19 protein-coding genes, 2 tRNA genes and 2 rRNA genes are annotated in these 21,493 nt (G+C 67.1%); 5 read left to right on the top strand and 18 right to left on the bottom strand.

What is annotated here, in order from left to right:
• The 3 genes from BM286_RS15780 to BM286_RS14945 form a co-directional block, all read right to left on the bottom strand.
• A 23S ribosomal RNA gene (locus BM286_RS15780) occupies positions 1-576 on the bottom strand; the annotation flags it as partial.
• 275 nt (positions 577-851) lie between these two features.
• A tRNA-Ala gene (locus BM286_RS14950) sits at positions 852-923 on the bottom strand.
• A gap of 164 nt (positions 924-1,087) precedes the next feature.
• Positions 1,088-2,557: ribosomal RNA gene (locus tag BM286_RS14945) — 16S ribosomal RNA — on the bottom strand.
• A gap of 661 nt (positions 2,558-3,218) precedes the next feature.
• Here BM286_RS14945 and BM286_RS14940 point away from each other — a divergent pair.
• A complete protein-coding gene (locus tag BM286_RS14940; RefSeq protein WP_004046033.1) occupies positions 3,219-3,779 on the top strand; it encodes a TATA-box-binding protein in 561 nt (186 codons plus the stop codon).
• Between the two features lie 121 nt (positions 3,780-3,900).
• Here the strand turns inward: BM286_RS14940 and BM286_RS14935 are convergent, their stop codons facing one another.
• The 4 genes from BM286_RS14935 to BM286_RS14920 form a co-directional block, all read right to left on the bottom strand.
• Entirely contained in the window at positions 3,901-5,106 is a 1,206-nt protein-coding gene (locus BM286_RS14935; RefSeq protein WP_092924323.1) for a Cdc6/Cdc18 family protein, read from the bottom strand.
• 625 nt (positions 5,107-5,731) lie between these two features.
• On the bottom strand, positions 5,732-6,544 hold the full coding sequence (locus BM286_RS14930; protein WP_092924320.1) for a DUF7839 domain-containing protein: 813 nt from the start codon (positions 6,542-6,544) through the stop codon (positions 5,732-5,734).
• A 93-nt stretch (positions 6,545-6,637) separates the two neighbouring features.
• The gene (locus BM286_RS14925) at positions 6,638-8,890 is read right to left on the bottom strand and encodes an NADP-dependent malic enzyme (protein WP_092924317.1); all 2,253 of its coding nucleotides are present in this window, start codon (positions 8,888-8,890) and stop codon (positions 6,638-6,640) included.
• A 129-nt stretch (positions 8,891-9,019) separates the two neighbouring features.
• The gene (locus tag BM286_RS14920) at positions 9,020-10,162 is read right to left on the bottom strand and encodes a DUF7544 domain-containing protein (protein WP_092924314.1); all 1,143 of its coding nucleotides are present in this window, start codon (positions 10,160-10,162) and stop codon (positions 9,020-9,022) included.
• A gap of 113 nt (positions 10,163-10,275) precedes the next feature.
• On the opposite strand from BM286_RS14920, the gene BM286_RS14915 reads away from it, so the two are divergent.
• Positions 10,276-11,130: a DUF7117 family protein gene (locus BM286_RS14915; RefSeq protein ID WP_092924311.1), complete on the top strand. Its 855-nt coding sequence runs from the start codon at positions 10,276-10,278 to the stop codon at positions 11,128-11,130.
• Between the two features lie 39 nt (positions 11,131-11,169).
• On the opposite strand, the gene BM286_RS14910 is transcribed toward BM286_RS14915, so the two are convergent.
• The 10 genes from BM286_RS14910 to BM286_RS14865 form a co-directional block, all read right to left on the bottom strand.
• A complete protein-coding gene (locus tag BM286_RS14910) occupies positions 11,170-11,895 on the bottom strand; it encodes a fumarylacetoacetate hydrolase family protein (RefSeq protein WP_092924308.1) in 726 nt (241 codons plus the stop codon).
• Positions 11,896-11,964: 69 nt separating this feature from the next.
• Positions 11,965-12,405: a hypothetical protein gene (locus BM286_RS14905; RefSeq protein WP_092924305.1), complete on the bottom strand. Its 441-nt coding sequence runs from the start codon at positions 12,403-12,405 to the stop codon at positions 11,965-11,967.
• Positions 12,405-12,764, bottom strand: a complete 360-nt coding sequence (locus BM286_RS14900; RefSeq protein WP_092924302.1) for a hypothetical protein — start codon at positions 12,762-12,764, stop codon at positions 12,405-12,407. The genes BM286_RS14905 and BM286_RS14900 overlap by 1 nt, the downstream gene beginning before the upstream one ends.
• Positions 12,761-13,042 carry a ubiquitin-like small modifier protein 1 gene (locus BM286_RS14895; protein WP_092924299.1) on the bottom strand — a complete coding sequence of 94 codons (282 nt, stop codon included), beginning with the start codon at positions 13,040-13,042 and terminating at the stop codon, positions 12,761-12,763. Before BM286_RS14895 ends, BM286_RS14900 begins: the two co-directional genes overlap by 4 nt.
• Positions 13,043-13,119: 77 nt before the next feature.
• A complete protein-coding gene (locus BM286_RS14890) occupies positions 13,120-13,503 on the bottom strand; it encodes a hypothetical protein (protein WP_092924291.1) in 384 nt (127 codons plus the stop codon).
• 95 nt (positions 13,504-13,598) lie between these two features.
• On the bottom strand, positions 13,599-14,597 hold the full coding sequence (locus BM286_RS14885) for a phosphate uptake regulator PhoU (RefSeq protein WP_092924288.1): 999 nt from the start codon (positions 14,595-14,597) through the stop codon (positions 13,599-13,601).
• 195 nt (positions 14,598-14,792) lie between these two features.
• A complete protein-coding gene (locus BM286_RS14880) occupies positions 14,793-15,740 on the bottom strand; it encodes a D-2-hydroxyacid dehydrogenase (RefSeq protein WP_092924285.1) in 948 nt (315 codons plus the stop codon).
• Between the two features lie 111 nt (positions 15,741-15,851).
• Complete coding sequence (locus tag BM286_RS14875) at positions 15,852-17,045, bottom strand: cystathionine gamma-synthase (protein ID WP_092924282.1); 1,194 nt, start codon at positions 17,043-17,045, stop codon at positions 15,852-15,854.
• An 86-nt stretch (positions 17,046-17,131) separates the two neighbouring features.
• Positions 17,132-17,240: transfer RNA gene (locus tag BM286_RS14870), tRNA-Glu, on the bottom strand.
• A 139-nt stretch (positions 17,241-17,379) separates the two neighbouring features.
• Entirely contained in the window at positions 17,380-17,946 is a 567-nt protein-coding gene (locus tag BM286_RS14865) for a peptidylprolyl isomerase (protein WP_092924279.1), read from the bottom strand.
• A gap of 213 nt (positions 17,947-18,159) precedes the next feature.
• On the opposite strand from BM286_RS14865, the gene BM286_RS14860 reads away from it, so the two are divergent.
• Together BM286_RS14860 and truA are read left to right on the top strand one after the other, a co-directional pair.
• Entirely contained in the window at positions 18,160-18,675 is a 516-nt protein-coding gene (locus BM286_RS14860) for a universal stress protein (protein WP_092924276.1), read from the top strand.
• On the top strand, positions 18,672-19,589 hold the full coding sequence (gene truA, locus BM286_RS14855; protein ID WP_092924273.1) for a tRNA pseudouridine(38-40) synthase TruA: 918 nt from the start codon (positions 18,672-18,674) through the stop codon (positions 19,587-19,589). The genes BM286_RS14860 and truA overlap by 4 nt, the downstream gene beginning before the upstream one ends.
• Before the next feature lie 24 nt (positions 19,590-19,613).
• On the opposite strand, the gene BM286_RS14850 is transcribed toward truA, so the two are convergent.
• The gene (locus tag BM286_RS14850; protein WP_092924270.1) at positions 19,614-20,147 is read right to left on the bottom strand and encodes an Rrf2 family transcriptional regulator; all 534 of its coding nucleotides are present in this window, start codon (positions 20,145-20,147) and stop codon (positions 19,614-19,616) included.
• 409 nt (positions 20,148-20,556) lie between these two features.
• Between BM286_RS14850 and nadE the strand changes: the two genes are divergently transcribed.
• Complete coding sequence (gene nadE / locus BM286_RS14845; RefSeq protein ID WP_092924344.1) at positions 20,557-21,489, top strand: NAD(+) synthase; 933 nt, start codon at positions 20,557-20,559, stop codon at positions 21,487-21,489.
• Positions 21,490-21,493: the final 4 nt, after the last annotated feature.

The following is a 21,493-nucleotide window of genomic DNA, read 5'->3' as shown; positions in this document are numbered from 1 at the left end:
TCGGTCGTTTTGAGAGACGCCTTGTACGCCCTGTCGCTCGATCGCCAGCTGATTTCAGGCCCTATTGCACCGCCCTTCTCGGGGTGCTTTTCAGCGTTCGCTCACGCTACTTGTTCGCTATCGGTCTCGAGGAGTGTTTAGCCTTTCCAGGGGATGCCTGGAATGTTCACAGAGGATATCCGACCCCTGCTACTCTGGATTTGACGCCATCTGTACTGTTTTCTCTTACGGGGTTGTCACCCTGTTTCACGCTCCGTTCCAGGAGACTTCAGATGAGTTGTCGAGATTTGGTTGTCAACCCGAACACCACATTGGTCCGAAGACCTTCGGTTTGGGCTGTGTCGCGTTTACTCGCGGTTACTGACGACATCGCTGTTGCGTTCTTTTCCTGCCCTTACTGAGATGTTTCAATTCAGGGCGTTCCCTATTGCGCGTGGCAATTGTTGAACGGATTCCGATTGGGAGATCTCGTGTTCGTACCCTCCATGCGGGTCCCACGAGCTTTTCGCAGCTTGGCACGTCCGTCGTCGGCTCTCGAGCCGAGCCATTCACCAGCTGGCACAGTAGCCAGTAGTGTGTCAGCCAACTCTCCGAAGAGAGTGCTGACGGTGTCAGAAATACTCGTCAGAGTATTCCGACTGTATATGGTTCACTGACGTTCCACGAACTCGGATGAGTTCAGTGGACGTCTGGATCGCACGTATACACGGTTGTCATTGAATCGCCCCGGGTGTGACGGGGCGTTCGTCGAACCCTTCCCATCCGCGGTTTCCCGGGATGGTGCATCGGTCGTCGTGTTCGATCCGAGTCGCGTCTCCCATATAAGGGGACGGATTCGGACCGAACGGACATGGACTCACTGGGATTCGAACCCAGGGCATCCTCCTTGCAAGGGAGGCACTCTACCGCTGAGCTATGAGCCCACCTTCCCGCGTGGGGAAGGTCTGGTGTGTTGTGTGAGCCGTGGTCGTTCTGCGGTGTCCAAGCCGGTGGGTGGACGGACGGGACACAGACCAGTGCGAATGAGTAGTGACCGTCGTGGTGACGGTCGTAAGGTGAGCCTCCCGTGTGGGAGGTCTCGGGTCGGTGGAGGTGATCCAGCCGCAGATTCCCCTACGGCTACCTTGTTACGACTTAAGCCCCCTTGCGAAGCCCAGATTCGACGTGCGTGGCACGCCTCATCCGGACCTCACTCGGGTGCTTTGACGGGCGGTGTGTGCAAGGAGCAGGGACGTATTCACCGCGCGCTTATGACACGCGATTACTACCGAATCCAGCTTCATGTGGGCGAGTTGCAGCCCACAATCCGAACTACGATCGAGTTTCTGAGATTACCGTCTCCTTTCGGAGTAGGAACCCTTTGTCTCGACCATTGTAGCCCGCGTGTTGCCCAGCACATTCGGGGCATACTGACCTACCGTTGCCCGTTCCTTCCTCCGTGTTAGCCACGGCGGTCCCCCTACTGTCCCCAGCTACCTCGCGGTACTGCTGGCAAGTAAGGGTGCGGGTCTCGCTCGTTGCCTGACTTAACAGGACGCCTCACGGTACGAGCTGACGGCGGCCATGCACCTCCTCTCTGAGGCTCGGATAAGGTCATCAACCTGATCGTCATTACCACAGTCGATGCTGGTGAGATGTCCGGCGTTGAGTCCAATTAAACCGCAGGCTCCTCCGGTTGTAGTGCTCCCCCGCCAATTCCTTTAAGTTTCATCCTTGCGGACGTACTTCCCAGGCGGTCTGCTTAGCGGCTTCCCTACGGCACAGCACCCACTCGTAGTGGGAGCCACACCTAGCAGACATTGTTTACGGCCAGGACTACCCGGGTATCTAATCCGGTTCGAGACCCTGGCTTTCGTCCCTCACTGTCGGATCCGTTCTCGCGACGTGCTTTCGCCATCGGCGGTCCGTCCAGGATTACGGGATTTCACTCCTACCCCGGACGTACCCGTCGCGCCTTCCGGTCCCAAGCCACGCAGTTTCTACCGGGCGCCCACCTGTTGAGCAGGTGGATTTCCCGATGGACTTGCGCGGCCAGCTACGGACGCTTTAGGCCCAATAAGATCGGCCATCACTTGGGCTGCCGGTATTACCGCGGCGGCTGGCACCGGTCTTGCCCAGCCCTTATTCTGGCACCGCCTTAGGGTGCCGAAAAGCACAGGCGCTATGCCTGTGCACTTGGGATCCCCCTATCGCACTGTCGTGCAGTGTAAAGGTTTCGCGCCTGCTGCGCCCCGTAGGGCCCGGAATCTTGTCTCAGATTCCGTCTCCGGGTTCTCACTCTCATGACCCGTACCGATTATTGGCACGGTGGGCCGTTACCCCACCGTCTACCTAATCGGCCGCAGCCACATCCTTCGGCGCCGGAGCGTTTGGCATACCACTCATTCCAGTGGTGGTATGGGATACACTATTAGCCTCAGTTTCCCGAGGGTATTGTGTTCCGAAGGGTAGTTTGGCCACGTGTTACTGAGCTATTCGCCACGAGTGTGAACTCGTGCGACTAGCATGGCTAAATCGGATCCCAATAGCAATGGCCTCCGGCAGGATCAACCGGAATGAATATCCTTCAGGCCTGATTCCCGGCCTGAAGGGGGTGTTGGCGGGTGTCAACGTAGTGTTGACACACCATTGCATTGGTCTGTGTGGTGTCCGGGCCAGCCAGCGACTTGGATGACACCGAACGACCACGGCTCACATCAGATCACCGCTTACGCCGGAGCGCAGGGGGCGTGATCCTCATCAGATGAGTCGGACGAACCGACTCTGCGAAACCGGGCCGAGTTGAACGGCCCGAGTCCGCGGTGCGTTTCTTCGCGTATCGACCGAACGGGCTTATACACTTAAGCACGTCGGAACGCTTCGACCGGCCGCGTCTGCGGCCGGTCGGTGCCCCCTCGTAGGGGGCGCCTCGCGTTTATTCGAATGCCCGGGTTGTATTTAACCCCGTCGAAGCATCTACGCCACGTCATGCGGTTTCATGGAACGATCCGCGACGAGCGATTTCGACAGGGAGAGGTAGCGGGGAGGGAGGAACGCGACCGTCGAGTGGCTCGATGGTGGGTCGATATCCGGAAAGTCATCCGATACTTGTCATAGTGAGCCGGTAGGATCCAGAGACTCACGCGTACGGGGAACAGAAGAGAGACGCGTTTTGGAGCGGGCGTGTCGTTTATACCACGGGCGTTTATAAGGGAGGGGGCCACATATAAAAGCGAACGATGACGAACCCTGCAGACTCGATCGAGATTCAGAACGTTGTTGCATCGACGGGTATCGGTCAGGAGCTCGATTTGGAGGCGCTCGCGGAGGACCTCCCGGGTGCTGATTTCAACCCCGACAACTTTCCCGGGCTCGTGTACCGTACCCAGGAGCCGAAGGCCGCCGCGCTGATCTTCCGTTCCGGAAAGATCGTGTGCACGGGCGCAAAGAGCATCGACGACGTTCACGAGGCGCTCGGCATCATCTTCGAGAAGCTCCGTGGCCTCCAGATTCCCGTGGAGGACGATCCGGAGATCACCGTTCAGAACATCGTGTCGAGCGCGGACCTCGGACATAACCTCAATCTCAACGCGCTCGCGATCGGCCTCGGGCTCGAGGACGTGGAGTACGAGCCGGAGCAGTTCCCGGGGCTCGTCTACCGGATGGACGAGCCGGAGGTCGTCATCCTCCTCTTCGGGAGCGGAAAGATCGTTATCACCGGCGGAAAGCGGACCGACGACGCCGAGGAGGCGGTCGAGGAAATCGTCGAACGCATCGAAGGACTCGGTCTGCTCGGCTGACGCGATCGCATCGATCGGTCTGTTCGGTGGCCTCGTCTCGACGGGGAGCGTTGCGGTGACGGTCAGTCGCCCGGAACTGTACCGGCGGTAGTTCGATCCCGAGTGACCGAGTGTGGCCCGACTATGGTTCCGTGTCGTCTTGGGTGAGGACTTCCTTGACGACGCTCGGGTCCTCGAGCAGCTGGTGTTTCGTGTAACTGCCCTCGGCGCTGCCGCCGCTGTGTTTCGACTGTTCGATGATGTCGAGGAACGCGTGTTCCTTCAGGAGGTCGCGGACGCGTCGCAGCGAGAGGCTGTCGGAGCCCTCCTGCCGACAGATGTTCTCGTAGATTTCGTACACGCGACTCGTTCGGAACCCGTCTTGACGCCCGTTCGAAAGCGACAGTAGCGCGAGCGCTTGGAGCACGTATCGCGAGTGCGGCGTCGATCCGCGGATGAGTTCTCGGAACCGATCGGTTTCGGCGCGCTCGCGCGCCTGCGTGACGAACTCCTCGCGGACCGTGGGCTCGCCGTTCGCTTGTGCGATCTCGCCGGCGTATCGGAGGATATCGATTGCCTTCCGCGCGTCGCCGTGTTCGCGCGCGGCGAGCGCGGCGGCGCGGGGGATCGTCGACGGTTCGAGGACATCGTCGTGGAACGCGTCCGCTCGCGCCTGCATGATTTCCCTGAGTTGGTTCGCGTCGTACGGCGGAAAGACGAACTCGCGCTCACAGAGGCTCGACTTGACGCGCTCGTCCATTCGGTCTTTGTACTGGATCTTGTTGCTGATCCCGACGACCCCGAGCTTACAGTCGGTGATCTTGCCGGCCTCGCCCGCCCGGGACAGCTGCATCAGGATAGCGTCGTCGTCGAGCTTGTCGATCTCGTCCAGGAGGATCAGGACGACGTCGTACCGCTGGTCGAGGATCCGCCAGAGCCGCTTGTAGTACGTGGAGGTGGAAAGGCCCTTGTCGGGGACGTTGATACCGGTCTCTTCGGGGTCGTTGACTCCCTCAGCGATCGTCTGGACCGCCTGCGTCTCCGTGGTGTCCTGCGCGCAGTCGACGTAGGCGAACGTCGCGGTAACGCCCTCCTCGCTGGCGGTCGAGACGAGCCGCTTCGAGACGTACTTCGCACACAGCGATTTCCCGGTGCCCGTTTTCCCGTAGATGAGCACGTTGCTCGGGCTCTGTCCGAAGATGGCCGGATTGACGGCCGTCGCTAAGTCGGCAATCTCGTCGTCCCGACCGACGATGCGCCCCTCGCCCGGTAGATGACTGATCTCGAGGAGTTCCTTGTTCGCGAAGATAGGGTCCTCTCTCGTGAAGAGATCGTCCGCTGCGTCCATGAGAGAGACACCGGGTTTCCGGTGAAATGCGTTCTGTTTCGTGACCGCGTGCGGGGTGGGGTTTGTGGTGAGATCGACGGGTCGAGACACACACCGTGTTTCCGGTGAAACGGGGGTGGGCGGTTGGGGGGTCGGGTGGGAAAGCCGAACAGGCGGTCGAAAAGGACAGGCTGGAACAGGCGGTCAAAAGGACAGGGTGACGACCCGAAGGAGCGTGAGGAGTCGGAAGTAGCAAGCAGCGTGAGGAGTCGGAAGTAGCAAGCAGCGCGAGAGAAAATACCCCTGAGCGTCGGTGAGCGGCCACTACTGGCACTAGTCGGCGCGGCGCCGACCGGTTGCGCTCTTTCACCGGAAACACGGTGTCCGGAGTCGGAGTCCGGGCGCCACCACATGAGGAAGGGGAGACCGCATTTCCGGTGAAACGCCCGATGTCGCCCAGCGAGCTGTCGCTCGTTTGGCTTGGCGAGCTGTACTCTGGAGTAAGTAATAAATCCTGTTGTTTTAGTTCGGTCACAAATGACAGCCACCGCCGCACGGACGCTACCCGAAGCCCACCACACCCCCATTTCACCGGAAACACGGTGTGTCTCTCCGATCGAAAACCGAATCCGAACCGCCTGTCGACCTACCGTTCGAGGGAGTCGCGTACCTCGTACCGAACGCCGTCTTCGCGGAGTCGCGTCGTGTGTCGGGAGAGTTCGTCGGTCGACACTAGTAGCAGTACGTCGAGGCCGCGGAGAGCAGCCTGCGAGACGCCCGTCGCGGATCCGAAGCGCACGTCCGGCCGAAGGTCGGCTCGGGTCGCGAGCGCGTACGCTTCGGTCCCACCGACAGCGACTAACTCCGCCCCGGCAGCGCGATCGGTAATGACGTCGAGAGGGGGCGGACTGCCTTCGGTTACCGCCGGAACGGGAACCACCGTCACCATCCCCGGGTCGTACTCGACGACGCCCTCGAAGTCGGTGACGCCGACGGCCTCCCCCGCCTCACCGCCGGTAACGACGACGGCGGTCGCCGATCCGCCCTCGGGGACGGCGTGTAACACACCGTCGCGCATCTCCAGTCCGACTTCGTCTCCCTCCTCGACCGATCCGGTCGTCACCGCAGCGTCGACGTCGACGCTTCCCAGAACGTCCTCCGACACCCGGGAAACGAACTCCGAGAGGGCGTCGGTTCGCGTGATGATCCAGTCGACGCCCTCCTTCGTCACCTCGTATCGGCCGCGACCGTGCTTCTCTACGAAGCCCCCGTCGACCAGATCCCGAACGTAATCGCTCACCGCCTGCGACGTCACGCCGATTACGTCCGCGATCTCCTCTTGGCTCACAGCCGGTTGTCGCGCGGCGATCTCGACGAGAACCCGGTAGCGAGTCGCGTCGCGCCTGTTGTCGAGCACTCGCGGTGCGGTCGCTTCCCCCGGATCCTCGCTCGGTCCCATATCAATACTATCGTAGTTGGAAACAAGTAAAATTGGTGTACCCACCGGCGTGGGACGTGCGACAATTCCCACCGGCGTGGGACGTGCGACGAACTACTCCTGAGCGTCCACGACGGCGACGCTGGCGAGGTTGACGATGTCTTTCACCTCGTCGCCCCGCTGGAGCACGTGAACCGGTTCGTCCATGCCGACGAGCATGGGGCCGATGGCCTCGGCGCCGCCGAGCCGCTGAAGTAGCTTGTAGCCGATGTTCCCGGCCTCGAGGTTTGGGAACACGAGGACGTTGGCGGCCTCGTCGAGCTGGGAGAACTCGTAGGTTCCGTTGAGGATGTCCTCGACGACCGCGGTGTCGGCCTGCATCTCGCCGTCGACGGGGAAGTCGACGCCGTCGTCGCGCTGGAGGATGTCGACCGCGTCCCGCGGCTTCCGCGTCCCCTCGTTGTCGACGCTGCCGAAGTTGGAGTACGACAGCATCGCCGCGCGCGGCTCGACGTTGAACCGGCGCGCGAGGTCGGCGGTGTGTCGCGTGACCTCCGCGAGCGTCTCCGCGTCGGGGTCCTGATTGACGGTCGTGTCCGCACAGAAGATGACCCGGTTCTTGAACGTGAGCATGTACACGCCGGCGACGGTGTCGGTGTCGTCCGCGGACCCGACGATCTGAAGCGGCGGGCGGAGCGCGGAGGGGTAGTGGTGGGTGAGCCCGGTGAGCATCGCGTCGACGTCGCCGTTTTCGACCATCACGCTCCCGAGGTAGTTGGTGTCGCGTTTGACGAGGTCGTCCGCCTCCCGCTTCGTGATACCCTTGCGCTTGCGAAGCTCGTACAGTCGGTCGCCGTACCCGGAGACGTCCCGGTCGTCGGGGTCGACGACCTCGGGCCGGAACGAGAGCCCGAGTTCGGCCGCGGTCTTCGAGATGCTGTCCGCGTCGCCGAGCAACACCGGCTCCGCGATCCCCTGCTCGGACAGCTGGTAGGCCGCGCGGATCATCTTCTCGTCGGTGCCCTCTGCGAGCGCGATCCGCTTCGGGTCGCTCTTCGCTTTATTCAGGACGACCCGCATCATCTCGCGGGACTTCCCGAGCCTCGCTTCGAGTCGCTCCCGGTACTTTTCCAGGTCGATCTCGGTTCGGGCGGAGCCGGACTCCATCGCGGCCTCCGCGACGCGCGGCGCCACCTCGAACAACACGCGCGGGTCGAGCGGCTTCGGGATCACGTAGTCGGGGCCGAATTGGAGCGGGTCGTCGCCGTACGCCTTCACGACCGCGTCGGGGACATCCTTTCGCGCGAGGTCGGCGAGGGCCGCCGACGCGGCCGCCTTCATCTCCTCGTTGATCTCGGTCGCGCGCACGTCGAGCGCCCCGCGGAACAGGAACGGGAACCCGAGCACGTTGTTCACCATGTTCGGGTAGTCCGACCGGCCGGTCGCCATGATCACCGTGTCGTCGCGCGCGTCCTTCGCGTCCTCGTAGGTGATCTCGGGGTCGGGGTTCGCCATCGCGAAGATGATCGGGTCGTCGCCCATCGAGCGGACCATCTCCTGCGAGACGATCCCCCCCACCGAGAGCCCGACGAACACGTCGGCGCCCGCCATGGCGTCCGCCAGGTCGCCGCTCTCGACCGGGCTGGCGAACTGGCTCTTGTACTCGTTCACGTCGCCCGCCTCGACGCGCTCCTCGGTGATGATCCCCGAGGAGTCGCACATCGTGATGTTCTCTTTGCGCGCGCCCAGCGAGACGTAGAACCGGGCCGTCGCGATTGCCGACGCGCCGGCGCCGGAGAAGACGATCTCGATCTCGGAGAGGTCCTTGTCGGAGATGTCGACCGCGTTCATCAGGGCCGCACCGGAGATGATCGCGGTGCCGTGCTGGTCGTCGTGGAACACCGGGACGTCCATCTCCTCGCGGAGCCGCTCCTCGATCTCGAAGCACTCTGGAGCCTTGATGTCCTCGAGGTTGATCCCGCCGAACGTCGGCTCCATCGCCTTCACCGCCTCGCAGAACGGGTCGACGGCGTCGATATCGAGTTCGATGTCGAACACGTCGATGTCGGCGAAGCGCTTGAACAGCACCCCCTTCCCCTCCATGACGGGCTTCGAGGCGGCGGCGCCGATGTCGCCGAGCCCGAGGACGGCCGACCCGTTCGAGACGACGGCGACGAGGTTCCCCTTCGCCGTGTACTCGAAGACGGACTCGGGGTCGGCCGCGATGTCGCGACACGGCGCCGCGACCCCGGGCGAGTACGCCAGCGAGAGGTCTCGCTGCGTGTTCGTGGGCTTCGTCGTCTCGATCTCGATCTTCCCGGGCGGATCCTGTCGGTGATACTCCCGCGCGTCGTCATCCAGTCCCATGTCTCCCTCCATTCGTGAACGGAGTAAAAAGCTATCCGAAGGCGTCGAACCCGATATTCGACGTTCGACGATTATCCGACGGTCGCTCACCGGTGCGGAGACCCCGGACGACGCGTACTGACCGGCGAATCACTCCCCGGCCGATTCCGACGGGCCACGAGCGGCGAGCGTCGACGCGACCGGTGCCAGGTCGGGATCGAACCCGGCGAGCGTCGAGACCTCGAACGCGGTCAGGTACGTCCGCACTACCAGGGTGACCGGGAGCGTCAGGATCGCGACGGCGGCGAGCGCGCAGACCAGAACGGTCGCGAGAACGACCGTCCCGGTGGTCGTCCCGATCAACGCCCCGACCCCGCCGAGCGGAACCGCCGCGAGGAGGAGCGCGACGAGCCCCGTCACGGCGACGACGCCGCCGACGAACGCGACGGCGACGGCCCGAACGATCCCGACGCCGGCCGCGAGGACGGCGTGAACCGCGAGGTAGGCGGCCACGTCGCCGGGCGATTCGCGGATCGACGCCCACACCGCTCGCCACCCGGCGAGCACGCCCGCGTCGCGGGCGACCATCGCGGGGGCGACGAACTCGAAGGTGAGCCGGGAACCGACGGCCCCGATCAGCGCCAGCGCGACCGCGGACGCGGCGAACGCCCCGACCGCTGCGGACGCGATCGTCGACGACCCGGAGGCCCCGCCGAACGGAATCCCGACCGTTCGCGACGCCGCCGGGTCGACGGCGACCGCGAGCGCGACCGCGGGGAGTCCGGTCGCCGCCGCGAGGGCTGCCGAGAATCCGAGCAGTCCCAAAGCCTGCCGGAACCGGTCGCGGAACGGCCGCCAGAGCGCGACCTCTGTCGTCGCGAGCGCGTCGTAGAAGGCGAGCCGGAACGCGATCGAACACGCGAGGAACACGGAGGCCACGAGCACCGCACCGACCGCGATCCCGGCCAGCAGCGCGGCGTCGAGCCGGGCGAGCCGCTCGGCGCCCGCGGCCGCGACGCGTTCGACGGCCGCGACGCGTTCGACGCCCGCGACGCGTTCGACGCCCGCGGGCACCGACTCGAGCTCGGTCGGGACGGGCTCGCTCCAGGCGCCGACTCCGCCGGCCGAGGCGCCGAGCGACGCCGATCCGACCCGCGACGCTCCGGCGCCCCCGCCCGCCATCACGAGCGCGAGAAACGCGAGCTTCGCCCATCGCACCGCCTCGAAGGGAAAGAGGAACCGCCGCGTCGCGTCGACGGCGCGGTCGACCGCGTCGACGGCGTGCCAGGTCATACCGACCGTTCGCCGGAGAGCGTGAAATAGGCTGGCCACGGATCGGGTTGCCCGTTCGAGGGACGGGCGTGCGACCCGCAGTCGTTTAGGGCGGACGCGACGAACCGCCCCGTATGAAGGTCCGCGGCGAACGCGAGTGCCAGTCCTGTGGCGCGCGGTGGTCGTACTACGAGACGGGCTCCGTCGCGTGTCCGAGCTGCGGCGACCTGCGCAGCGTCGGCGTCGACGCCCGCACCGCCCACACCGACGCCCCCGTCTCGCTCGACCTCGCCGCTCACCGCGAGCGGTTCGGGGACGCGCCCGAGACCCTCCCCCGGTCGGGGACGGACGATCTCCGGTCCGACCTCCGGGAGTACTGCCGGAAGCGCGGGTTCATCGACGGCGGCCGGCTCGCGCCGCTCGACGCGACGTACCTCGCGGCCCGCGAACTGCTGGAGGCCGTCGACTGTTTCGAGCGGCTGCGCGACCCGACCGACGCCGACCGCGAGTACCTCCTCGACCTCCTCGCCGGCGCCGACGACGGCGACCGACCCCCGGCGGACGAGGTCCCGACCGCGCTCCGCGAGGCCCGGGGGATGGCGGCCGTGCGCGCGGTCGAGGCGTATCGCAGCGACGCGCTCGACTTCCTCGACGAACTCGAAACCGGTGCCGATTCAGACGACGCCGATTCCCGCGGTGCCGATTCAGACGACGCTGGCGAGGGCGACGGTCCGGCGGTCACCGTAGAGGGAGAGAGCGCAAAAGCGAGAGTCGGACCGGCTCGCGACGCCTTCGAGCGCCTCCGCGACCGGGTCACGCGCGTCGACGCGCTCGGGGGCGACGTGCCGCCCGCGGCCGCGGACGCCCTCGTCGAGGCCGCAGACGCGCTCGGTGAATACGTCCGAACCGGCGACGAGACGGCGCTAACGAACGCCGACCGCCTGATCGACGACGCGAACGTCGACGACCTCGACCCGACGGGTCGCTGAGACCGACCGACCGCCTCTCGCCGCCGCTCCCGGAGACGCTCACTCCGCGCCGGGCGCGACCACCGCGTTCGAGAGGGTACCGACCCCCTCGTAGGTGATCTCGACGCGCTCGCCGGGTTCGACGAGGCCGGGATTCGCGGGGCTACCGAACGCGACGCAGTCCCCGGGTTCGAAGGTGAACCGCTTCGAGAGATGCGAGACGACCTCGCGCGGGCCGAACAGCATCAGCTCCGTGTTGGCGTCCTGGCGCGTCTCGCCGCCCACGGTGGTTTCGATGTCGAGACTCGTCGGGTCCACGTCGGTCTCGACCCACGGCCCCAGCGGCGCCGACCCGTCGAACGCCTTGCGCGCGGTCCGGCCCTGCTGGTCCAGTGCGTCGACGTCGTTCATCACCGTGTAGCCGCGCACGACGTCGGGCACGGCTTCGGGGTCGAGGTCGCGGCACCGCTCGTCGATCACGGCGACCAGTTCGCCGGCGTACGTCAGTTCGTCGGTCCACTCGGGGTACCGGATCGGCTCGCCGTGCGCCAGCAGGCTCGCCGGCGGCTTGACGAAGAAGTCCGGCTCCTCCGGCCGCTCGTAGTCCATCTGTTCGAGCGTCTCGGCGTAGTTCCGACCGACGCAGTACAGCGCGGTCGGGTCGCACGGTGGGAGCAGCCGCCCGTCGCGACCGACCTCGTAGCGGCCGTCGCCGGTGACGACCGCGCCGTCGACGTAGCGGCCGGCGACGGGTCCGTCCGGCGTGAGCAGTCGAGCGAGTCGCATTGGGACACGTCCACGCTGTCACACGAAAAGGCGTCGGTGATCGCGGGCGACCGCGGAGGGGGACGCGGATCAGTCGTCGCCCGCTTCGCCGTCCGCGTCGACCCCGATAACGACTCCCGACCGGATCTCCAGCGCCGTGTCGAACTCCGCCCGGCGACCGCTCCCGGACCCGATCCGCTCGACGGCCGCCTCGTGGGCGCGGACCGCGGCGTCGCGCTCGCGGTCGCTGAGCCCGACGCGGTCGGCCACCGCCACCCAGTGGTCCGGCTCGACGAGGAACGTCTCGCGGTCCGGCTCGGCCGCGATCCGCTCGTAGCGCCGGCGATACGCGTCGATCCTGGGGCCGAGATCGGCCTGGACGCGCGCGAGCAGCGTCGGCACGCGAGCGGCCGGCACGCTCGCGAGCGCGGCCGTCTTCACCAGCGCGGTCCCCTCGATCGGGTACGGCCCGGGATCCCGGCCGGCGTCCCCCCGGTCGCCGCCAGCCCCGGCGTCGGCGTCGTCCGACATCACCCGCCGGCGCGCATCGCCTTCTGCCGGTACTTCGGGAGGAGCTCGGCAAGGACCTCGGGGTCGCCCGCGAACTCGGCGGTCACCTCCGTGAGTCTGATGGCGGCCGCCGCGGTCACCTTCTCGGCGCTGAGGGTGACCCGCCAGCCGTCGCCGTCCACGCGGGTCGCCTCCGCGGGGTCGTCGGTCCCCACGAGTTCCCCGCCCAGGTTGCGGAGGTAGTGAGCCGCGAGCCGGCGGGAGATGCCCCGGTACGCCACCGTCTTGCGCTCCCAGCCTTCCTCCGAGACAGGGGGCCCGGGCGAGTCGGCACTCGCGTCGTCGTCGGTCCCCTCCGCCGCCGAGCCGTCGCCGCTCATGCGCCCCCCGCGACCGGCGGGAAGACGGAGAGCCGGTCGCCGTCCGTCATCGGCGTGTCGAGCCCGTCGAGGTGGAGCACCTCGCGGCCGTTCTTCAGGACGTTGATCTGGGGCGCGAGGTCGCCGTCGACGACGAGGCGACCCTCCATCCCCTCGTACTCCGACTCCAGTTCGCGCAGAATATCACCGACCGTGGAGCCGTCAGCGAACTCGGCGTTCACCGTCTTCCCGCCGGCGGCCTCGCGAAACGTCGCGAAGAACCGCAGTTCCAGTTCCATACCCGTAGTTCGGGCCGCGGCGGCTTAAAAGCGGCCGGCCGCGGAAAGCCGCGCCCACGGAGTCGACGCGCCGCCGGTCACAGATCGGACAGCCGGATGCCGTCCTCGACCAGTCGGAAGTTACGCTCGCGGTCGAGGTCGTCGGCGAGCCACTCGTGGTCGTACAGCTGCCCGATGAGTTCGAGGTAGAGGTTCCGCCACGCGATGGCGTAGATGGGCGACTGCCCCCACGCGCGCAGCTCCGGGACGAACTCGTGGTAGGTGCTCGCCTGTGACTCCATGCGCTCGACCGCGTCGGCGACGACCTCGGCGGCCTCGTCCGGGTCCGCGTCCGCGAGGGCGTCGTTCAGGCGCGACTGGATCCCCGTGATGGCGCGCCGCATGTCGCGTTCGGCGGTCCCCTCCTCCTCCGGGAGCGACTCGACGACGCCCTTCGGCACGCCGAGTTCGATCTCTGGCATGCTATCCACTCGGAGGAGCGCGCTCAAAAAACCCGTTCACCCGGCAACGACGATCGCGGCACCGAGCCTCTCGGCAGGGGTCTGGCGAACCCCCCTCACGGCGTCGGCGCGGCCTTCTGGAGCGCGGTCTCGGCGATGTTCCCGCCGTAGTCGGCCGACCGAAGGACGGAGTCGACGACGAGTCCGAGCAGTTGCGCGCGCGTCGGGTCGAGGTCGCGGAGGAGTTCGTCGATGGATCTGACGCGCTCGTCGATCGCCCTGACCCCGGTTCGCGCCTCGTTGGCCCGGCGGGTCGCCGCCTCGGTGTCGTCGTCGAACAGCGCGTCCATCGCCGTGTCGATCACGTCGACGGCGTCGCCGTGGAGGTCGCGTACCGCGTCGACGACCTCGTCGGGCAGGGGATCGTCGATGTTCAGGGTCAGGTGCGCGATCTTCGTCGCGTGATCGCCGATCCGCTCTAGCTGGCGGGCGCTGGAGTGGTAGTCGAAACACTCCTCGCGCGGGAGTCCGAGCTCCTCGGCGGCCTTCGGCGTCCGCAGCGTGGCGCGGAAGATCCGCGAGACGACGAGCCACAGCCGGTCGAGGTCGTCGTCGCGCCCGATCACGTCGCGCGCGAGGTCGTGGTCGCGCTCGGCGAGCGCGGTGATCGCGTCTTCGAGCATCGACAGCGAGATCAGCCGCATCCGGGTGACCGCGTTGTGGATCGAAAGCTCCGAGGAGTCGAGCAAGTCCTGGACGACGACGCGGTCGCGGGTCTCCTCTAACACCTCGAGGCCGACGAGGCTCTGGACCGCGTCGCGGATCGTCGAGCGCTGTTCGGTGGTGATCTCCGCGGCCTCCAGTTCGATGATGTCGAAGCCGCTGACGTACATGGTCGTCACCGCGCGGCGGAGCGCCTGCCCGGTCAGGTTCGCGATGTCCAGCGTTCCCCGCGTCCGCTCCGTCTCGGATCGCGGCGTGAGGAACAGCGAATCGCCGTCCGGGTGGAACTCGATCTCCGTCCCGGCCTCGACGTCGTTGTCGGTCGCCCACGTCTTCGGAATCGAGACTGTGTACGTCGAACCGCCGGTGACCTGGACCTTCCTCGTTTCCATACCTCTTCCTCCGGAGCGGATCACCTTAATTTTGATCAAAATATATACCTTCGGAAGAGCCCCTATCTGGCGGTTGAATCCGAGCGAAACGGGCAAAGCATACGCTGACGACGACAGTAATGGCTGTCATCCCCCGAAGACGCACAGATTATATAGAGATATATAGTATTCGCCACCGTCGGTCGGGGTGCCCTCTCACACCACGCGGTTACGGAGTTCGTCGCCGGCGTCCAATCGCGCCACGTTGTCGGCGAGGATGTCGGCGACGCGCTCGTAGTACTCGGGCGTATGGCCGGCGTTGTGCGGCGTGATCGTCGCGTTCGACAGCCCCCACAGCGGGTGGTCCTCGGGGAGCGGCTCGGGGTCGGTGACGTCCAGCGCCGCGCCGCGGATGCGGTTGTTCCGAAGCTCCGTCACGAGCGCGTCGGTGTCGACGATCGGGCCGCGCGCGATGTTTACGAGGATAGCGTCGGGCCGCATCGTCCGGAGCGCGTCGGCGTCGACCAGCCCCCGCGTCGTCTCCGTGAGCGGACACGCCAGCACGACGTACTCCGCGTCGGTGACGGCCTCGTGGAACTCGTCGAACCCGTACACCTCGTCGGTCGGGCCGCCCTTCTCGGGAGAGTAGCGGACGCCGACCGTCTCGACATCGAACGCCGCCAGTCGCTCGACGACCGCCTGCCCGATGGCGCCGAGGCCGACCACGGCGACCGTCGAACCGTACACCTCCGTCGTCTCGTAGGTGCGCCACTCGCGGCGGGACTGCTGGCGGTACGCCCGGTGGAACTGCCTCGCGTGCGCGATCATGGACCCGACGACGTGTTCGGCGATGTTCGGCCCGTGGACGCCCGAGGCGTTCGTCACGGCGACCCCGTGGTCCGCGAGCAGGTCTCGGGGGAGATGTCCCGTCCCCGCGAACACGCAGGCGAACAGCTCCAGTTCCTCGGCCGCGTCGAGCAGTCCCTCGTCGACGTTGAGGCCGACGGCGACCCGCGCCGTCCGGATCAGGTCGCGCTCCGCCGCGGGTGTCCGCGCTCGTACGACCTCGGCGCCGGGAAGTCGGTCGCGGAGGGCGGCCGTCAGTTCGTCGGGACCGAGTCCGTGAATCGTCTGTCGGAGCACCAGGATATCCGGGTCGCTCATACGGGGAGTCTCGGCGGTACCGATAAAAATTGTGCAGTCGTCGGCCGCCGAGTGTGGCGGCGCGACCAGCGAAGCCGAAGCGGGGAGACCGACGAAGCCGAGCGACGCGACCTACGACAGCGCGGCGTCGAACGCGGCCTGAAGGTCGGCCTTCATGTCGTCGACGTGTTCGATCCCCACCGACACCCGAATGAGGCCGTCGGTGAGCCCGGCGGCGAGCCGCTCCTCGCGCGGGATGGCCGCGTGGGTCATCGCCGCCGGCTGCTCGATGAGGCTCTCGACGCCGCCGAGCGACTCCGCGAGCGTGAACACCTCGGTCTCGCTCACGACCGTCGACGCCTCGTCGAGGGTGCCGGCCAGCTCGAACGAGAGCATGCCGCCGAAGTCGTCCATCTGTTCGGCCGCCAGCTCGTGGTCCGGGTGGCTCTCCAGCCCGGGGTAGTAGACGCGCTCGACCGCGTCGTGGGCCTCCAGCCACTCCGCGAGTTCCATCGCGTTCTCGCAGTGACGGTCCATCCGCACGGGGAGCGTCTTCGTCCCGCGGAGGACGAGGAACGCGTCGAACGGGCCGGGGGTCGCGCCGACGGAGTTCTGGTAGAAGCCGAGCCGCTCGTCTAGCTCCTCGTCGTCGACGATCAGCGCGCCGCCGATGGTGTCGGAGTGGCCGCCGAGGTACTTCGTCAGCGACTGGGAGACGACGTCGGCGCCGTGTTCGAGCGGGCGCTGGAGGTACGGCGTCGCGAACGTGTTGTCGACCGCGCAGAGCGCGTCGCGTTCGTGGGCGATGTCGGCGAGCGCGCCGATGTCGTTGACGTTCATCAGAGGGTTCGTCGGCGTCTCGACCCACACCAGCTCGGTCTCGTCGCGCAACGCCGCCCGGACCGCGTCGTGGTCGGTGGTGTCGACGAACGTCGTGTCGATGTCGTACTCGTCGTACACCTGCGTGAGAATTCGGTGGGTGCCGCCGTACACGTCGTCGCCGGCGACGACGTGGTCGCCCGCGGACAGCAGGTTGAGAACGGTGTTGATCGCGCCCATCCCCGAGGAGAAACAGCGCGCGTGGCTACCCGACTCCAGCGAGGCGAGGTTCGCTTCGAGGTCGGTGCGCGTCGGGTTCCCGGTCCGGCTGTACTCGTAGCCGCGGTGCTCGCCCGGCGCGTCCTGCTCGTACGTCGAGTTCGCGTGGATCGGCGTCATCAGCGCCCCCGTCTCCGGGTCGGGCTCCTGGCCGGCGTGGATCGCTCGGGTCTCGATGCGGCGGTCGTCGGGGAGTTCGCCGTCGCCCTCGTCGGATCGGTCGCTCATGGAGACACCTCGTTTCCGAGGCTGGTGATTCTTCCCCTTCGGACCGACCGGCAGATGAGGCGCGCCGCTCGCGGTGTGAGAGTGGATGCTCGGTCAGGGATTTGAACCCTGGTCGTCGGCTGACTTCCGAACCGGCGCCGAGGCGCCGCGTCCGCCGAAAGGCCAACATGATTGGCCGGACTACACCAACCGAGCGCGAACGGTGGTTACGTCGGGGGCGATTTAACTCTTCTCAAGTCCCCACAGCGTGGGACGGCAGCGCACGCGGTCGAGGGCGCAATCGACACGCGGTTGAGGGCGCATCAGCGCACGGTCGAGGGCGCAGTCGGCGTCGTTACTCGTCGACGTCGACCTTCTCGATCTCGACGGCCTCGCGGGGGTCGTCGTTGCGCCCGGTCGGCACCCCGCCGATCTCCTCGACGGCGTCCATCCCGTCGATGACCTGACCGAAGACGGCGTGTTTACCGTCGAGGTGCGGCGTGGCGTCGAGCGTGATGAAGAACTGCGAGCCGTTCGTGTTCGGGCCGGAGTTGGCCATCGAGAGGATTCCGGGCCCGTCGTGGGTGAGGTCGTCGTGGAACTCGTCGTCGAACTGATAGCCGGGGCCGCCGCGACCGTTCTCCATCGGGTCGCCGCCCTGGATCATGAAGTCGTCGATGACGCGGTGGAAGACGATCCCCTCGTACAGCGAGTCGCCGCGCACCTCGCCGGTCTTGGGGTCCTCCCACGTGTTCGTCTCCGGCGCGGGCTCCGCGTCGGCCGCGGGGTCGTGACGGGCTAAGCCGAGGAAGTTCTCGACCGTCTTCGGCGCGCGGTCGGCGAACAGCTCGACGACGATAGTGCCGTGGTTGGTCTGAATCGTCACCTGCGGGTTGTCGGGGTCGGAAACCTCTCGTGCCATGCTTTCCGGGAGGGACGCGCGTCGGAAAACCCTGCCCATCCGTGCGGGAAGCTCGCGGACCGCGAACATCCCATTTATAAACGAACGTCGCAGACGCGTCGATACAGGTCCGACCCCCGTTCTGTCCGTCGCCGCGTTCGGACCGCAACGGACCGAGGTCCGACCGCCTCGACGGCCGGTATCGTTTTCTGCCGGGCGAGAGCAGTACCACGTATGTACGACGACATTCTCCTGCCCGTCGCGCCCGGCGGCGAGGCGAACGACGCGATCCCGCACGCCGCCAGCCTCGCCGAGCGGTACGACGCGACGGTCCACGTCCTCTCGGCCGCCGACACCGCCGTCGACACGCTCGCGGGCCCGCGGACCGGCGTCTTCTCCGACCGGCTCGCGGAGGCAGCCGAGGAGCGCGTCGAGGCGGTGACCGCCGAACTGGAGGCGAGAGGCGTCGAGGCGGTCGGGAGCGTCGTCCGCGGCGAGCCGCTGGACGTCATCGAGAACGCGATCGACGACGGCGCCGACATCGTCGTCATGCCGAGCCACACCCGACGGGGGATCCGCCGGCTGCTCCTCGGTAGCGTCACGGAAAAGGTCGTTCGCGTCGCGTCGGTGCCGGTGGTGACCGTTCCGATGGCCGATCCCGACGAGGCCGGGGGAGAGACGAAGCCGACCGACACTGACGAGGACGCGGGCGACTCGACGGACGGCGGCGACGCGTCCGGTCCCCAGTGACGGACGAGCCGACCGCGCGGGAGACGGTCACCCGCGCCTTCCGGGTCGCGTACGACGGCCGTGAGTACGCCGGATTCCAGCGCCAGCCGCACGCGCACACGGTCGGGGACGCGCTCCTGAGCGCGCTCGCCGAACACGGGGTCGTCGACCGCGGATCGGGGGCGACGCACGCGACGCCGCCCGGCTACGCCGCCGCCGGTCGAACCGACGCCGGCGTCTCCGCGGTGGCCCAGACGGTCGCCTTCGAGGCGCCGACGTGGCTCACGCCGCGCGCGTTCAACGGTCACCTCCCCGGGTCGGTCCGCGTGTGGGCCGCCGCCGACGTCGCGGACGACTTCCACGCGACGCACGACGCGGTTCGGCGGACCTACCGGTATCACCTCCACGCCCCCGAGTCCGGAGCGGACGCTCCCTCGAGCGCCGCGCGCCGAGACCGGGAACACGCGGTGGACGACGATCGGTTCCGAACCGCACTCGCGCGGTTCGACGGGAAACACGATTTCCATAACCTGACCGCCGACGAGACGGGAACCGTTCGCGACCTCGACACGGCGGCGACTCGCGAGGGGAACGCGCTCGTGGTCGAGATCGCGGCGGACGGCTTCCCGCGGGCGCTCGTGCGTCGCATTATCGGAGCGGCTCGCGCCGTGGGCCGAGGGACGGCTGACCCCGCGTGGATCGACCGACTGCTCGACGCCGAACCGATTCCCGGCGAGCGAGGCGTCGGTCCCGCACCGCCGGAGCCGCTCGTGTTGTGGGACGTGACGTATCCCGACGCGGAGTTCGCCGTCGACCGCGAGGCCGCGGAGAGCGCGCGCGTCGCGTTCGGCGAGCGACACCGGGACGCCCGCCACGCCGCGGCCGCGACCGGCGCGGTCCGGGACAGGCTGTTCTCGGCCGCCGAGGAGGTGTGAACTCGATCCGCGAAGCGGCGCCGCTCAGGCCGCTGACCCGCCGGTTGGCGTCTCCATCCCGTCGACGCGGACCAGCAGGCTGTTACCGTCGACGTTCGTCGCGTCGACGACGCCCGAGAGCCGCAGTCCGGTCGCGGGCGTCGGCCCGACGGTCACGTGATCGCCCGCGTCGAAGGGACCGACCGGACCCCGGATCACGAGTTCGGCGCGGCACAGCTCCGGGTTCGCGACGCTGGACAGGTCTATCTCCGCGACGGTGACGTCTTCGACGGGGTCGCCCTCGCGCTCGACCGGGGTCGTCGCGGCCTCTTCCAGCCGCTCGATACCGAGTACGTCGTACGCGTCGTCGGTCGGGAGGTAGCCGCCGTCCGGCCCGGCGACCCCCTCGACGAGTCCGAGCGTCCGGAGGCTCCCCATCCGGTTCCGGACCGTCCCCGCGTTGCGGTCGATGGCGTCCGCGATCTCTCGACCCTGTACCGGTGCCTCCCGGCCCTCCGAGAGGTTCACGAGCGCGGTGAGCACCCGTTTCTGACTCGAACTCAGACGAATTCCCGACATGTACGGATTGAAGCGCATTTGACTGATAAATATTCGTATATAGCGACATTATATTCTTAGAAAATTCTTTGTACGACATACTTTTCAACAAACGTTGCTAAATACGGCGCAATTTCTTCGAGATGAGAGATCGGTCTCCGTGACGGGAGCATTCTCCGAGACACTGTTATTATACCGGATAGAATAAAACGAACATCGACTAAAAACGAGAGATAATTCTGTTATGAGATACAAACGTACTAATTCCTTATACCATCTACACCGCAAGTATTTACCAGCCCGACCGGAAGCGGCGGACGACAGATGACGATCCAACGCGACGCTCGCGACCGCCCGCAGAGACGCGCCCGTGTTCCGCGAGGAGCCGCCGACGGGCCGGCCCGCCGGACGGCCCGCGCCGGAGGGGAAGATGGCTGACCGCGAGTCGGCGTTCGACCCGGACGGGGCCGCAGACGGGCGTTCGAGGGGAGCCTCCGCGTCGGGCGGCGACCGAGATGCCGCCCGGGCTCGGCCGGTTCCGCCCTCGCTGCTTCCGGACCGGGATCCCGCGGTCGAGCGCGGCCGGGTCCGGTCGTTCATCGCCGACCGAGTCGACGCCGCGGGCGCCGACGGCGCGGTGGTGAACATGAGCGGCGGGCTCGACTCGACGGTGACGGCCGCGCTCGCGGTCGAGGCGCTCGGCGCCGACCGCGTGTACGGGCTGATCCTCCCGTGTAACAAGGTCGGGGCGCCACACGCCCGGGACGCCGAGGCGCTCGCCGAGGCGCTGGGGATCGACCACGACACGGTCCACCTCCAGCCGCTGTTCGCGCAGTTCGGCGCCGTCGTCCCGGACCGCTTCGACCTCCACGACGAGCCGGTCCGGTCCGGCAACGCCGTCGCGCGCCTCCGGATGGCCGTCGCCTACCTCGCCGCGAACGCGACGGACCGCCTCGTCTGCGGCACCGCGAATCGGAGCGAACTCCTGCTGGGCTACCTGACGAAGCACGGCGACGGCGGGGCCGACCTGTTCCCGCTTGGCCACCTCTACAAGACGGACGTGCGAGCGCTCGCGACCGAGCTCGACGTGCCGGAGTTCGTCGTGGAAAAGGCGCCGAGCGCGGGGTTCCTCCCGGGCCAGCGCGACGCGGACGACCTGGGCGCCCCGTACGAGGTCGTCGACCCCGTCCTCCACCTCGGCGTCGACCGCGGGCTCGACCCGGAGTCGGTCGCCGAGCGGATCGGGGGAGCCGACGCCGACCTCGACGTCGACCGCGAGCTCGTCGCGGAACTGCTCGGACGCCACCGCGCGACGGCGCACAAGCGGCTCCCGCCGCCGACCCCGGACGCGGACGTGGAGTGATCGA

The sequence above is a fragment of the Halorubrum sodomense genome, assembly GCF_900111935.1.
Classification (GTDB): Archaea; Halobacteriota; Halobacteria; order Halobacteriales; family Haloferacaceae; genus Halorubrum; species Halorubrum sodomense.
The sequence above is the reverse complement of the archived record's forward strand: the minus strand, read 5'-3'. Positions and strand labels throughout refer to the sequence as shown.